The sequence below is a fragment of the Desulfovibrio sp. JC022 genome, from assembly GCF_010470665.1.
Lineage (GTDB): Bacteria > Desulfobacterota > Desulfovibrionia > Desulfovibrionales > Desulfovibrionaceae > Maridesulfovibrio.
Genome location: NZ_VOPZ01000007.1, coordinates 35,573 through 48,632, shown reverse-complemented (window position 1 = coordinate 48,632; position 13,060 = coordinate 35,573). Strand labels below are relative to the sequence as shown.

At 47.5% G+C, this 13,060-nt stretch carries 15 protein-coding genes; all 15 read left to right on the top strand.

What is annotated here, in order from left to right:
* Nucleotides 1-4: 4 nt before the first annotated feature.
* The 15 genes from FMS18_RS12155 to FMS18_RS12085 all read left to right on the top strand — a co-directional run bounded on the left by FMS18_RS12155 (nt 5) and on the right by FMS18_RS12085 (nt 13,059).
* Nucleotides 5-964, top strand: a complete 960-nt coding sequence (locus FMS18_RS12155) for a DUF368 domain-containing protein (protein ID WP_163294903.1) — start codon at nt 5-7, stop codon at nt 962-964.
* Nucleotides 965-1,019: 55 nt separating this feature from the next.
* Nucleotides 1,020-1,916 carry an Mrp/NBP35 family ATP-binding protein gene (locus FMS18_RS12150; protein WP_163294901.1) on the top strand — a complete coding sequence of 299 codons (897 nt, stop codon included), beginning with the start codon at nt 1,020-1,022 and terminating at the stop codon, nt 1,914-1,916.
* A 177-nt stretch (nt 1,917-2,093) separates the two neighbouring features.
* Nucleotides 2,094-2,639 (top strand): CDP-diacylglycerol--glycerol-3-phosphate 3-phosphatidyltransferase, encoded by a 546-nt coding sequence (pgsA, locus tag FMS18_RS12145; RefSeq protein WP_163294899.1) that lies wholly within the window; start codon nt 2,094-2,096, stop codon nt 2,637-2,639.
* A gap of 39 nt (nt 2,640-2,678) precedes the next feature.
* Nucleotides 2,679-2,957, top strand: coding sequence for a hypothetical protein (locus tag FMS18_RS12140; RefSeq protein ID WP_163294897.1), 279 nt, complete (start codon nt 2,679-2,681; stop codon nt 2,955-2,957).
* Between the two features lie 11 nt (nt 2,958-2,968).
* Nucleotides 2,969-3,295, top strand: a complete 327-nt coding sequence (locus FMS18_RS12135) for a septum formation initiator family protein (protein WP_163294895.1) — start codon at nt 2,969-2,971, stop codon at nt 3,293-3,295.
* Nucleotides 3,279-4,154: a tetratricopeptide repeat protein gene (locus FMS18_RS12130; RefSeq protein ID WP_163294893.1), complete on the top strand. Its 876-nt coding sequence runs from the start codon at nt 3,279-3,281 to the stop codon at nt 4,152-4,154. The genes FMS18_RS12135 and FMS18_RS12130 overlap by 17 nt, the downstream gene beginning before the upstream one ends.
* Before the next feature lie 93 nt (nt 4,155-4,247).
* A complete protein-coding gene (locus tag FMS18_RS12125; protein ID WP_163294891.1) occupies nt 4,248-5,048 on the top strand; it encodes a hypothetical protein in 801 nt (266 codons plus the stop codon).
* Nucleotides 5,049-5,134: 86 nt separating this feature from the next.
* Entirely contained in the window at nt 5,135-6,151 is a 1,017-nt protein-coding gene (fbp, locus tag FMS18_RS12120; protein WP_163294889.1) for a class 1 fructose-bisphosphatase, read from the top strand.
* The gene (gene tsaD / locus FMS18_RS12115) at nt 6,151-7,221 is read left to right on the top strand and encodes a tRNA (adenosine(37)-N6)-threonylcarbamoyltransferase complex transferase subunit TsaD (protein WP_163294887.1); all 1,071 of its coding nucleotides are present in this window, start codon (nt 6,151-6,153) and stop codon (nt 7,219-7,221) included. The genes fbp and tsaD overlap by 1 nt, the downstream gene beginning before the upstream one ends.
* A gap of 213 nt (nt 7,222-7,434) precedes the next feature.
* Nucleotides 7,435-7,755, top strand: a complete 321-nt coding sequence (gene trxA / locus FMS18_RS12110; protein ID WP_136672129.1) for a thioredoxin — start codon at nt 7,435-7,437, stop codon at nt 7,753-7,755.
* Between the two features lie 3 nt (nt 7,756-7,758).
* Nucleotides 7,759-8,679 carry a thioredoxin-disulfide reductase gene (trxB, locus tag FMS18_RS12105; protein WP_163294885.1) on the top strand — a complete coding sequence of 307 codons (921 nt, stop codon included), beginning with the start codon at nt 7,759-7,761 and terminating at the stop codon, nt 8,677-8,679.
* Complete coding sequence (locus FMS18_RS12100; RefSeq protein ID WP_163294883.1) at nt 8,679-9,410, top strand: outer membrane protein assembly factor BamD; 732 nt, start codon at nt 8,679-8,681, stop codon at nt 9,408-9,410. The genes trxB and FMS18_RS12100 overlap by 1 nt, the downstream gene beginning before the upstream one ends.
* 223 nt (nt 9,411-9,633) lie before the next feature.
* Nucleotides 9,634-10,434 carry a histidinol dehydrogenase gene (locus FMS18_RS12095; protein ID WP_163294881.1) on the top strand — a complete coding sequence of 267 codons (801 nt, stop codon included), beginning with the start codon at nt 9,634-9,636 and terminating at the stop codon, nt 10,432-10,434.
* Between the two features lie 22 nt (nt 10,435-10,456).
* Nucleotides 10,457-12,505: an elongation factor G gene (gene fusA / locus FMS18_RS12090; protein WP_163294879.1), complete on the top strand. Its 2,049-nt coding sequence runs from the start codon at nt 10,457-10,459 to the stop codon at nt 12,503-12,505.
* A gap of 50 nt (nt 12,506-12,555) precedes the next feature.
* Nucleotides 12,556-13,059 carry a DUF2062 domain-containing protein gene (locus tag FMS18_RS12085; protein WP_163294877.1) on the top strand — a complete coding sequence of 168 codons (504 nt, stop codon included), beginning with the start codon at nt 12,556-12,558 and terminating at the stop codon, nt 13,057-13,059.
* Nucleotide 13,060 lies beyond the last annotated feature (1 nt).

Sequence of the window (13,060 nt, the reverse complement as noted above, 5' to 3'; positions counted from 1 at the left end):
CATAATGAATTTCATCCAAGCTTGGAAAAAAGGTCCGGGGCCTGAATCCTTACGTGATTACCTTGTGCTTATACTTAAAGGTATCTGCATGGGGGTGGCTGATATTATTCCCGGTGTTTCCGGCGGGACCATGGCTTTTATCACGGGAATCTATGATAATCTCATTGATTCAATCCGTTCCTTTAACGGAAAATTCATAAAAAGCCTTTTCAAGTTTGATCTGACCGGGGCTGTTGCCGAAGCCCATTTAAAATTTTTGCTGCCCCTGCTGTTCGGGATTGTGATGGCTATGGTCTCCATGGCCCAGATTATTCATGTTCTGCTGGGAACACATCCGGTACAGGTCTGGTCCCTTTTCTTCGGACTTATTGCCGCGTCCATTCTGGTTGTCGGCAGAAGGGTCGGGGAATTCTCTGTTAAGAATGTTATTTCTGGTGTCGTGGGCGCGGTGTTCAGTTTTTTTCTTGTGGGACTTATTCCCGTCACCACCCCGGATACACTCTGGTTTGTTTTTCTCTGCGCATCAATTTCCATTTGCGCCATGATTCTGCCCGGTATCAGCGGGGCGTTTATTTTGCTGCTTCTGGGTAAGTATGAATTTATCACCGGAGCTATCCGCAATCCAACCACTCTTGATAATGGAGCCATCCTGTTGGCTTTTGTTTGCGGCTGTGCACTCGGTATCTCTCTTTTTTCCCGTGTGTTGCATTTTCTGCTGGAAAAGCATCATGCATTGACCGTGAGCCTGCTGACTGGATTCATGGCTGGAGCCATGCGTAAAATCTGGCCTTGGAAAGAGGTTCTTGATTCGGTGGTGATACGGGGTAAAACTCATGTCCTGAGCGAGGCCAATGTTCTGCCTCCCGCTTATGACGGTGAATTTGCGAGTGCCGTGCTCCTGATGGTTGCCGGATTCGCAGCAGTGATTATCTTGGAATGGGTATCTTCAGCCAAGGACAGCTGAAGCTGACAGGGGAGAAGGCTTCCCTGAATTTTTAATATACAACAAAGGCATGGATATGAGTTCATCATGTAGTTCCTGTTCTTCTGCTCCCCAGAAGGGTGGTGACAAAAAAGCGAGTGCTGCTCAGGCTCTGCAAAATGAGTTGATTTCTTCAACTTTGCAGAAGATCAAATACAAAATTTTTGTAATGAGCGGCAAAGGCGGCGTCGGTAAAAGTTCTGTGGCGGTCAACATTGCCGCAGCTCTTGCTGATAAAGGTTTCAAGGTCGGTATTCTTGATGTTGACATCCACGGCCCCAGTGTTCCCCATCTGCTTGGAATTACCGGGCAGCTTGATGTTGAGCGCGGTAATCTCGTGGTTCCCAAAAAGGTAAATGACAACCTGCACGTTGTTTCCATGGAATCCCTGCTCAAAGACCCGGATCAGGCCGTTCTCTGGCGTGGTCCCATGAAAACTTCCGCTATCAGGCAGTTTATTTCCGACGTTCAGTGGGGCGAACTTGATTTTCTCGTAGTCGACTCCCCTCCGGGTACCGGCGATGAGCCCATGACCGTGCTGAAAACCATTCCCGAATCCCTTGCCGTGGTTGTTACCACTCCGCAGGAAATCTCTCTTGCAGACGTAAGAAAGGCTATTAACTTCCTGCAATACGCAAAGGCCAACATTATGGGCGTGGTCGAGAACATGAGCGGACTTGTCTGCCCCCATTGCCACGAGAACATCGACCTTTTCAAAAAGGGCGGTGGTGAAGAGCTTGCTGAAAAATATGGCTTGCCTTTCCTCGGTGCTGTTCCCCTTGATCCTACTACTGTTGTCGCTGCTGATCTTGGCAAGCCCGTGGTTCTTCTTGAAGAAGATTCCCCGGCCAAGCTTGCTTTCCGTAAGGTTGCTGACGAGATCGCTGAAGCGGCTGAAAGCAGTTTTGAGGTTGCTTCCAGCACTCATACCTAAGAAAAGACGCTTTTTTCAGGCGTAAACTGATTGCCGGGTTGACATACAGTCCTCCTCGGCACAGAATCATGCAGTTCATGCGGGGGGCCGTTTTTTCGGTTCCCTGCATTTCACAAAGGCTTGCAGGCTTCAGGGCAGCTGCCCTGACTAAATGAATTTCACGACCCGGGACTCTTTATGTTCAATCTTGCCAATTCCCTGACTCTTGGACGCATTCTTGCTGTACCTTTAATCGTTGTTCTGCTTTATTATCCGAGCAAGCTGACCATGTTTCTGGCAGCCTTTGTTTTTTTTCTGGCCTCGCTGACCGACTTCTTTGACGGGTACATTGCCCGCCGCAGCAATCAGGTTACCAATCTCGGTAAATTTCTTGATCCGCTGGCTGATAAATTGCTCATCTGTTCAACCTTGATCATGCTGACCCATATGGGGTATGTAAGCGGTTGGATTACTGTGGTTATTGTCTGTCGCGAACTGGCTGTTACCGGACTCCGCGCCATTGCCGTGGATATGGGGCTGGTGCTTGCTGCCGACAAATTCGGAAAACTCAAGACCGTTACTCAGAGTTTTGCACTCGGTCCCTTGCTCCTGCATTATCCCTACTTCGGGATCGATATGCATCAGCTGGGAATGTGGATTCTCTACGCGGCTCTTTTCTTAACTGTGTTTTCCGGAGCTAATTATATGTACAATTTGCATAAAGTCTGGTTAACTAGCGAATAATAAAATTTTATTAGAAAAACGTCACAGACAGGACTATCAATGAACGTCAATGACCGACAAAACCTTGTGCTAAGGCTCAATAATTGTCTTGAAACAATTCTTGAGATGGAGCAAGAGCTTGAAAAGCTTGACTTGAACAGCAGGTTTATTGAAGAGCTTGAAGTGCTTAAAGGGTTTATGAGTAAAATGGAAAAAATCAGGGTGAGCGAAGCCGAAGTTGAACGGATTGAATCGGCCACTGATAACTTTTTGCTCGAACTCAGAGTTCCGCTTGGTCAGGTTGAGTCGCCTAGAAAAATGTTTACCCGGTTGCAGTAGGAGCTTCGTTAATGCTGCGACGTAGAGTCTTGTTGGGTTTACTGGTTATTATCAACCTTGTGCTGCTTATACGGCTTGGGCTTAGTGAGCAGGGTTTTTTCGGCTACGTAGAGCTGGATGATAAGGTTCAGGAGCTTGAGCAGAAGATCGATGCTGCTGATAACCGGACACTTGAACTCAGCAGGGAAATCAGACGGTTGAAGACTGATCAGGCGTATCAGGAAAAGGTCATCCGCAGCAGGATGAATTACGTGAAGGAAAATGAAGTGTTATATCTTTTCCCCAAATCAGGGAAAGTAAAGACTCAGGGAGCAGGTGCAGATGCAAAGCAAGATTGAGTGGTATCAGGAAGTTCTGGCACTGGAGCCCAGCTCGAAAGTTTTTTTCCCTCTGGCCCGCCTTTATGTTGAAATGGGTAGCCATGAAAAAGCTGTAACCACTCTCAGGATGGGGCTTGACCGTCATCCCGACTATCTTGAGGCCCGTCTGCTGCTGGTGGAAACCCTTGCCAAGCTCGGCCGGGATTCTGAAGCAAAAGCGGCAGTTGCTCCGTTGACCAGACTTTTTTCTTCATACCCCTCATTCTGGAAGATGTGGGGTGCTTCCGTTTCTGAAGGTAATGATGATATTGCCGGAGCCATGGCCTTTCTTTTTTCCGCGCTCCATGGTTCGCCCATGTCATGGTCTGATGTCATGGCTGAAGGTATCAAGCAGCTTACCGGAGTCTCTGTTGCAGAGCGTCCTCAGAAGGCCGATTCTGCTGTTTGCAAAGAAGGTTACGAGGCTCCCGGCGACTTTACCCGTCCGGACCCTGAAGAGAGTGAGTTGCTGGTAGATGAGATATCCGAAGCCGCTGCTCTTGTTGATTCCGATGGTGAATCTCCTGAAGCCTTGACCAGTGCAATTGTCATGGACAGTCTTAAGACCAAGACCATGGCGGAAGTTCTGGCTTCACAGGGGGACCTTGAAGGTGCTCTGGAAATATATCGTGAACTGCTTTGTAAGGCTTCCGATGAGGAAAAAGAGGAATTGATGTCCTTTATGGCCGATATTTCAAGTCGCATCAGTAAGACACCTGTTGATGATATTGCTGGTGATGACGCAAGTAAAGATCCTTATTTTAAACACGCCAAAAGTAAATTGATGGGTACCCTTGAGCTCCTTGCCGAAAGGCTTGAAGCAAGGGCTTCCAGATAAGAATTATCCCGTTTTTCGGCTTTATTTAAAGATATAACTTAATAATATACAGAAGGATTCGTGCTTACTATGCACGGAGTCCGGGTATGAGATATGGAATTTAAAAATTCAGTGCGTCCTGTCGCACTTTTTGCTTTTTTGGTGATTTTGCTGTGCGCCGGTGGTTGCGAATACGGCAGTAAGGTCTGGCATGATGCTCAGCAAACTGTTGACCCCAACCCTCAAATCAATCTCAAGCACGGCGGGATTGAAAATCCCAACGATAATAAACTGGCTCTTCTTTTTACACCTGTGGACGCTAAGATTCTTTCTCTTTGCGAGATTCTTTCCACGGTGGATTCCCATCCCGATGAAAACTGGTTCAAGCTTCTTTTTATGCGTTTTCCGTGGATCAGCGGTGTTCTGACTGTTGATGATGAAGCGAGCGTGCTTGTGAAGCTGCCTGAAGCGGAAATCAAGCCGTTTAAGCCCGGACCGCTCATTGAGTATGAAGGGGACTGGAATGAGATCAATCTGAAATCATTTGTCAGTTATTCTGAATTCGGTCCTGAAATGTATCTGGCAACTCCTTTTTTCAAGGATGCCGAATTCAAGGGGCTTGTCGTAGTTCATTTTGATCCCCGTATCCTATTGAACTTTTGCCCGGACCCTAAAAAACTGGTCATTATGCAGCCTGATGGAGGCGGTGTCTGGACCGGTGCTGAAGATCTGGATAAAGAAGCACTTCTTAAGATCGACTGGGATGAACTCCTTGATAGCAAAGTAAGGGGAACAGTCACAGTTGCCGGGGTTGGATATGTCTGGCTGGCACGCTATGTGGGTGACACTCAGATTGTTTATTTGACCAAGGCCGTTTCCAAGGAAGAAGAGGACGACGGTATACTCTTTTTTTAATTTTATAGGTCTTATGCGAAAAATCTGGTATTAAAGCTTAATTCTTTCTGAAAATCGCGCAGCAGGGACATTCCTAAGGAGGATAAATGACCCAGCAGATTACTGTTACCGAGCACCTGTTACTGCACCAGAAACAAATACCCGGAGCTACCGGGCAGTTCACCCATCTTTTTAATGAGCTTGTCCTTTCGGCCAAGATTATTTCAAGGGAAGTAAACAAAGCCGGACTCGTAGATGTTCTGGGCTTTACAGGTGAAGTCAATGTTCAGGGTGAGGAAGTAAAGAAGCTTGACGAATATGCAAACAGGATTCTGATCCACCGCATGGCCCGCTCCGGCGTACTTTGCGCTATGGCTTCTGAAGAAAATGCTGATATCATCGAGATTCCCCACGGCCTGCCGCAGGGGAACTATATAATTATTTTCGATCCTCTGGACGGTTCTTCCAATATCGATGTTAATGTCAATATCGGAACTATTTTTTCAATCTTTCGCCGTAAAAGTAAGCTTGGTACTCCAGTGCAGTCTACGGACGTATTGCAGCCCGGAGATGAACAAGTGGCAGCCGGATATATTCTGTACGGCTCTTCCACTATGTTGGTTTTTACTACCGGGGACGGTGTTCACGGTTTTACTCTTGATCCGGGTGTAGGTGAATTTCTTCTTTCCCATCCGAGCATTAAGATCCCGGATACCGGAAAAATTTATTCCGTTAACGAAGGGTATTGGCCATTCTGGTCCGAAGCTACCAAGAAGGTCATCGGTCATTTCAAATCAAAAGAGAATATCCACGGTAAGCCGTACAGCTTACGCTACATAGGCTCTCTTGTGGCCGATTTTCACCGTAACCTTATTTACGGTGGGGTTTTTATGTACCCGGCGGATCATCGTGATCCTGCTAAACCGCGTGGTAAACTGCGGCTCCTTTGCGAAGCTTCGCCCATGGCTATGCTTATTGAGCAGGCCGGAGGCCGGGCCACAGACGGAACTCAGCGTATCCTTGATATTGTCCCGGATGACCTGCATCAACGTGTTCCTTTGTTTATCGGTTCCCGTCATGAGGTTGAGACTATCAGTGCCATTTACAAGGAGCATGACGGATAATGCTCTGTCTTGGTATTGAAAGCTCCTGTGATGAAACAGGGCTTGCCCTTGTGCGTGATGGAAAACTGATAGCTGAAAAACTTGCTTCTCAGGTCGATGTGCATGCTGTGTTCGGCGGTGTTGTGCCGGAAATCGCATCCCGTGAACATCTGCGCGTTCTTCCCGTGCTTCTGCGCGAATTGCTGAAGGAGCAAGAGCTGACCGTTGATGATATTGATGTTGTTTCCGTAGCCAGAGGTCCGGGCTTGCAGGGCTGTTTGCTTATGGGCTTAAGTTTTGCCAAGGGACTGGTGCTTTCCAGCCGTGCGAAACTTATCGGGGTTAACCATCTCTGGGCGCATCTTACTGCGGCCGGACTGGAGCAGGAACTGCAATTTCCTTCACTGGGATTGCTGGTTTCCGGCGGGCACACCCATATTTATCTGATTGAAAGCCCTATACAATTTACTTTACTCGGCAGAACTCTTGATGATGCTGCCGGGGAGGCTTTTGATAAGACTGCAAGATCTCTGAATCTTCCCTATCCGGGAGGCAGGCTGGTTGATGAACTGGGCAAGCAGGGCATCGTGGATAAAAAGCTTTTTCCCGTACCCTACATAAATAACGATAATCTTGATTTCAGTTTCAGCGGTTTGAAAACCAGAGTGGCGAATTATGTGAATCAGCATACTGAGCTGCGCCTTGACGCCATGGGTGTACCGGAAGAAGGCAGCGAAGACGCTGTGATTTCAGAGCAGCGTAAAAATATGCTGGCTTCATTCAATTACACAGTTGGCCGGAAACTTGAGGTTAAGGTTGCAAGGGCACTTGAGCGGAACAGGGGCGTTAAGTCATTGGTCGTAGCCGGTGGGGTAGCCGCAAATTCCGTTGTACGGTCCGTGATGGCTGATGTTGCCGCTAAATATTCCATTCCGCTTGTTTTGCCGTCCATGCATCTTTGTACCGATAATGGAGCCATGATTGCCTATGCCGGGTATCTCATGGCCAGTGCCGGGTGTAGGCATGATCTAGACCTTGAAGCGATCCCCCGTGGCAGGGTAGTTCCTTCGGATTGGATCTGCGAAGCTTAATTTCGCTAAGTGGGTGTTGCCTTTGCCTTTAAGGGTAGGTAGTATCTTTATGAACGTTGATAACCTATTGTGTCTGTTCATCTTGACACTTGAGTCAACGGGAATTAAATTTTGATAATTGAATATCACCCTCACGGGTGAAATCAGGAAGAAGAAAATTTGATGCGCCTTGGTTAGGCGCAGCAACCTGAATACTGTAACAAGGAGAAAATCATGGCTTTGCAGGTAACCGATTCCAATTTTCAAGAAGAAGTTCTCAATAGTGATAAGCCTGTTCTGGTTGACTTCTGGGCTCCGTGGTGCGGACCCTGTCGTGCAATGGGCCCTGTGATTGACGAGCTTGCTGAAGAATTCTCCGGTCAGGTGAAAATCTGCAAGATGAATGTAGATGATAACCCTGCTTCTCCCGGAAAGTACGGCATTCGTGCTATCCCGACCCTCATCCTTTTCAAGGATGGCGAAGTTGTAGACCAGACCACTGGTGCAGTTTCCAAAAGCAGCATTAAGGAAATGATCAGCAGCAAGGCTCTGTAAATAATGAAGTCTTATGACGCCGTTGTTATCGGGGGCGGCCCTGCCGGAATGGCGGCCGCCCTTTATCTTGCGAGGGCAGGAGTTAATTTTCTTGCCGTCGAAAAGATGTCCCATGGCGGACAGATGCTCTTGACGGATGAGCTGGAGAATTTCCCCGGATTTCCTGATGGAATTAAGGGGTACGAGCTGGCCGACAGAATGGACAGGCACGTTAAACATTATAAGTTTGACCATGTCTATGATGAAGTGCTGGAGCTTATTCCCGGTGAAGAGTATCATGAAGTTGTGGTTGCGAGCGGTGATCATGTTAAAACCCAGGTAGTTATAATTACATCTGGGGTGACTTTTAGAAAATTAAAGGTTCCCAACGAGGAAAAGCTGCTTGGGCGCGGGGTTTCTTACTGTGCCCTGTGTGACGGTCATTTTTATCGTGATAAGGTTGTGGCTGTTATTGGTGGCGGTAATTCCGCGCTTGAGGAAGCTATCTATCTTTCCAAGCTGGTAAAGAAGCTTTACCTTGTGCATCGCAGGGATGAATTCAGGGCGGACATGGTTTATCAGAACAAATGTCTGGCCAACCCGGTAATTGAGCCGGTTCTAAATTCAGTTGTTTCAAAGATTGTAGGAGATGCGGAAGTGGCCGGTCTTGAGGTCAGGGACGTTGGCTCCGGAGATTATTCCGTTCTAGATGTGGACGGAGTCTTTATTTTTGTCGGCTTTGATGCCGTGTGCAGTTTTTTTCCCAAGGAACTGGCACTTGATAAGTATGGATTTATAAAAACAACCTGCGAAATGGAATCAAGTATTCCCGGAATATATGCAGCAGGTGACATCCGCTCGAAGAAATGCAGGCAGGTTGTCACTGCCGTTGGCGATGGAGCAACTGCCGCCACGGCTGCGTATGCGTATCTGGAACATAAATAATGCGAAATAAATTTCTTTCTATTGTTTTAGCTTCTTTTCTACTCATCAGCCTTACCGGCTGTGGAATTATTGACTATTACTTTCTTCCCAAGCCTGAAGATACCGCACAGGAACTTTATGAAGCCGGTGTGGAGGCTATGACGGAAAAAGAGTATTACGATGCCGCGGAATATTTTTCTAAATTGAAAGACCGTTATCCGTTCAGCCCGTATACTTTAAAAGCAGAAATCAGCCTCGGAGATGCATATTTTCTTGATAAGAAATATTTTGATGCTTCCGAAGCATATAAAGAATTTTCAGCACTTCATCCCGGTAACGACGAAATTCCTTATGTCCTGTTTCAGATCGGGCTGAGTAACTTCAATCTGTTCAGTTCAATTGACCGGCCGCAGAATAACATTACCGAAGCCCTTGAATATTTCTACAGGGTTGAAGAAGCATATCCGGACAGTCAGTATGCTAAGGCCTCCAAGGAATATATTGTAAAATGCCGCCGGGCTCTGGCCGACCATGAATTGTATGTGGCGGATTTTTTCTGGAGATCTGCGAAATTCGGTTCCGCATGGAAGCGTTACGCTTATGTGGTCAGGAACTTTAAAGACCTGCCGGAAGTACGTAAGTACGCCATGAAACAGGCTGAAATGTCTTATTATGAGTACCAGAAGACTCTTTCTCAGGAAGAGCGCGAGCGTCTTCAGGGAAGCTGGAAAGAGCTGGTTGATTGGCTCTAGTACCTGCAATTTAAGTTTAAAATTAAGCCCGGCAGATGTGTGTCTGCCGGGCTTTTATTTAATTAGAATTTAATAGCTGTTTTGGCGTTACCCCGGCGAAGCCTAGTAAAAGTTTTTGAAGTGTCCAGAGAAACTTTTTGTAAAAAGTTTCTTTGGCCGCCGGAGGCGAAATCTTTTTTTAAAAACGCGGAGCGCATCCCATCCAAAATCGCCGGAGGCATAGATGTTTGAATTTCCACTTTGGTTGCAGGATTATCAGATAGAAGATGAAGTTTTCGGAGAAGCTTACGAAGCAACTTTGCCGCCGCAGCGCGCATGGTTGAAAAAGACCATTGCCCAAGTTTACGGAATTAATTCCCCCGATGCACCGAGCAGAACATGGAATGTGAATACATGGCGCGGAGGTTTTGAAACGGAAGTTTCCAGCGTACCGCTTGAGTGGACTGTGCTTCTTCTGGATGCTGAGTCCGTTTCCCCGGTGCGGATTCTGGCTGCTTTGGTTCCGGCTCTTGCAGCCGGGGTAAAGAATGTACTGGCAGTTTTTTGCGGAGAAGGTGATCTTTCCCAATCTGTACTGGCTGGTTTTGAGCTGGCCGGGCTGGAGGATGTGGTCAAACTTCCACAGGATAAAGTAGAGGAACTGCTGGCCCCGCTTATGGCCGGAGGCGAGGAGGGAGCTGTTCTTGATCTGCGCGGTACTCCCGATTTTGTACTTCACGGACCATGTTTACGTTACTGGCGCGCACCGGAAATTTCCAGTATATCAGTCTGTAAGGAAGAAGATTCTCCTGATATGGATGTGCTTGCTTTTGTTCATCCTGATGTTGAATTTGTTGAAGTGGATGAGGATTCCTTTGATGATGTTGAAGCTGATGCCGCAGTGGTTCCTGCTGAAATTGTCGGTGATGCGTTGATGAATTTCAATGTTGTGCTGGCGCATGGACAGGAAGGTTGCTGGCTCTGGAACGGTTTTAACAGTTCCTTTTTCAAGCGTGAATCCGTAGCTCTAGCTGTGGCTGAATAAGTTTTTACCGGGAAGGTGATCTGTGAACGCAAAGCCTGATTTTTCTGTGAAAGGTATTGGAAAGATACGCAATATTGGAGTTATTGCCCATATTGACGCCGGTAAGACCACGGTAACTGAACGCATGCTCTATTTTTCAGGTCGTATTCACAGGCTGGGTGAGGTTCATGAAGGAACCGCTACCATGGATTACATGCCTGAAGAGCAGGAGCGCGGTATTACTATTACTTCAGCCGTGACCACCTGTTACTGGGAAGATAAAACGGTAAATATTATTGATACACCCGGCCATGTTGATTTCACCATTGAGGTCGAGCGTTCTTTGCGGGTTCTGGACAGTGCCGTTGGTGTTTTTTGTGCTGTGGGCGGGGTAGAGCCCCAGTCTGAAACTGTCTGGCGTCAGAGTGAAGCTTACGGGGTTCCGAAGCTGGTGTTCATTAATAAAATGGATCGTCTGGGTGCTGATTTTGAGGCTGTGCTTGAATCCATGACTGACAAATTGGGCATTAAAAGTCTGCCGGTGCAGATTCCGGATGGTGCCGGTGATGAATTTTCCGCAGTATACGATCTTATCCGCATGAAGAAGCTGGTTTTTGATCAGGATAGTAACGGTGAAGAATTTGATGTGCTTGATCTGGATGCACAGGATGAGGAATTTGTGGCACCATGGCGCGAAAACATGTGTGAAACACTTTCCGAAGTAGATGATGAATTTATGGAAAGGTATCTGGAAGATGATATTGATCCAAAGTATATCGATGAAGTTATCCGCAGGGCGACCCTCGCTTTAAAACTGGTTCCCGTCTTTTCCGGTTCGGCACTTAAAAATGTCGGAATCCAGCCGCTGATGGACGGCGTCGGTAAATTTCTGCCCAGCCCGCTGGAAGCACATAAAGTTACCGGGATCAACCCACGTACCGGAGTTGAATCGGAAGTTGAGCCTACCGTCAATGGTCCGTTTCAGGCCCTTGCATTTAAAGTGGTTATGGACTCCGGGCGCAAAATGGTGCTCATGCGTATTTATTCCGGCAAGATAGAAACCGGAGATATTGTAAAAAATTTCACTCAGGGTAAGGATGAACGTGTGGCCCGGCTTTTCAAGATGCACGCCGGGCGTAAGGAACGTCTTGATGTAGCCGGAATCGGCGATATTGTGGGGGCTGCCGGATTGAAGGATACCCGTACCGGTGATACTCTTTCCACTGGCGAAACCCCGCTTGTGCTGGAACAGATTGAAATGTACAAGCCGGTTATTTCCATGGCTATCGAGCCGCGTAATGTGGACGAATCTGAAAAGCTGGAAGAAGTTCTGGATAAATATTTACAGGAAGACCCGACCCTTGCCTTGAAGACTGACGAGGATACCGGGCAGATTATTCTTTCCGGCATGGGGGAGCTTCATCTTGAGGTTGTACTGGACCGAATGCGCAGGGAGTACAAACTCGATCCCAGATCAGGCAAGCCGCAGGTTGTTTATCAGGAAGTTCCCGGTGGAAATGCCGAGGCTGAAGAAGAGTTCGACAAGCTTCTTGGCGAGGATAAACATTACGGGTATGTACGTCTGGCGGTTGAACCGCAGGAGCGAGGTGCAGGCCGGGATGTTGTTTTTGAGATTGATACTGGTGAGTGGTCTTCTGATTGGATGGATGCTGTTGCCGAAGGGGTTGATGACGGCTTGCAGAGTGGAGTAATCAGGGGATTTCCGGTTCAGGATGTGAAAGTGCGCATCCTTGAGCTGCGTAAACGCGATGGGGAATCCAGTGTGCCCGGATATCATATGGCGGCTGGCAAGGCTTTGAAAGCTGCTCTGTCTGCATCTTCACCCAAATTAATGGAGCCGATTATGGCTGTGGAAGTTTCGGTTCCTGAAGAGTTTGTCGGAGACGTAATCGGACTTCTCGGAGCCAAGGGCGCGCGTATTGAAAATATGCTTGACCGTAACAGTCAGAAGATAGTTCAGGCATTATCACCGCTGCGGAACATGTTTGGTTTTTCTACCGATCTTAGGTCGTCCACTCAGGGAAGGGCTGGATTTGCCATGAAGTTTCACAGTTTTGATGTTCTGGACTAAATCAGGCCGAAATTAGTGTTTTTAGGTATTAATTCAACAAAGGGAAGTTGATGCAGAGGAATTTCAGCAGATGGGAGAAATTTAAAAGATTTCTCAAGCTACATTATCTTAGGTTGATGCGTATTGACGCTTCTCCGCATAATATTGCCATGGGGGTTGCCTGTGGTGTTTTTGGCGGATGTTTTCCGGTTATTCCGGGGCTGCCGTTGCAAACAGTCATTGCGGTTGTAATGGCTTTTATTACCCGTAGCAGCAAAATTGCCGCAGCTGTTGCCACATGGATTTCAAATCCCTTTAATTGGCTGCTCTTTTACTATGTTCAGTTTAAAATCGGGACTTTCCTGCTGCCCATCGATGTCCAGTTCGATCCGGCTAAGTGGCAGGTTTCTGATTTTATGGATATCGGTTGGCAGGGGCTGACCATCCTGATTTTCGGTGGTCTCGTCCTCGGTGTTCCGTTGGGCATAGCTTCTTATTTTATAGCTCTCTACTTTGTACGCCGATATCGCAGGCGTAAGACTTTGCGGATGCTTGCCCGTAGGAAGAAGTTGTAAT